This is a genomic window from Arsenophonus nasoniae DSM 15247 (genome assembly GCF_000429565.1).
In the GTDB taxonomy this organism is placed as follows: Bacteria; Pseudomonadota; Gammaproteobacteria; order Enterobacterales; family Enterobacteriaceae; genus Arsenophonus; species Arsenophonus nasoniae.
Genome location: NZ_AUCC01000271.1, coordinates 1 through 1,139 on the forward strand (window position 1 = coordinate 1; position 1,139 = coordinate 1,139).

Below are 1,139 nucleotides of genomic sequence, written 5' to 3' on the forward strand. Positions count from 1 at the left end.
AAATCTCACTCTCAGATGAAAGCGATTTTAAGTTAATTCGAGCAAGGGAAGTTACGTCATCTCTCTGTAAGCATATTCAAAGTTATAACTTAGAGCATGAGCCTATGCCTTGGTTAGGTGAAGTGCTGAGTTATGTGAGCGAGGATATAGCTTGCGTAGTAGAAGAAATTAGTGAAAAACGTTAATCAACAGAAACCGTAGACACAAAAAAAGCACCGCACCAGTGCTTTTCATGTTCCCCAACTAAGGAGATAAGAATGATTTTAACTCTGAACATTAAACTAGGAGGTAAACATGCTCAGTATTAACAGTACTTATCACAAGGAGATAGACATGTACAGTATTAATAATACTTGCGAACAAGCAAAAAATCAATGGGAATTCATACTAAATCAGTTAAATATTTCTACAAATCGCAAGGAATCCCCTTGCCCCTCCTGTGGTGGTAATACCAGATATCGATTTGATGACAAGGAAGGCAGAGGAACTAACTTCTGTTCTCACTGTGGCGCTGGTGATGGCCTTAGCCTCGTAATGAAGGTCTACAAAATTAATGCTCAAGGGGCAGCGAAGATGGTAGCAGAGGTACTTGGATTGCAACAAGAAAAGCCGATGGAACCAATACAACCGATACAGCCAACAAAGCTAATAGCCGATATAGCCGATAAAGTGCGAGGTTTATTAAAATCTGCTAAAAAAGCAGAATCAATATATCTCAAAAGCAAAGGCTTGACTGGCATGTACAACATTCTTAACGACGGCTCATTGCTACTACCACTCACAACAGTAGACGGCGTAATAACGGGCGCTCAAATCATTAAACCAGACGGTGAGAAGAGGCTTATCAGCGGGACGAAGAAGAAGAGTGCGTTTATACCGATTCAGGAAATAGATGAGCTTAACGAGTATGTTGACACAATCATCATAACAGAAGGCTTTGCAACGGCATTGACCGTCGATCTTATTGCTGATGGTTATGTCGTGGCAGCCGTAGACGCTGGTAACCTGTTGTCAGTAGCAGAGGCGTTTAGACAGAAATACCCTAATGCGGATATCTATATCGCTGGTGACAATGATGTTAGTAATGATGGAAATGTCGGCAAGGACGCAGCAGAAAAAGCAGCTAAAGCCGTAGGTGG

At 41.6% G+C, this 1,139-nt stretch carries 2 protein-coding genes; both read left to right on the forward strand.

All coding sequences use genetic code 11. The annotated features are described in order from the left end of the window. Positions 1–185: hypothetical protein (locus tag G468_RS24525; protein WP_034250561.1), on the forward strand; the 185-nt coding region annotated here is incomplete at its 5' end. 148 nt (positions 186–333) lie between these two features. Further along, the coding region (locus G468_RS0118330; protein ID WP_034250563.1) for a primase-helicase zinc-binding domain-containing protein at positions 334–1,139 on the forward strand (806 nt) is incomplete at its 3' end.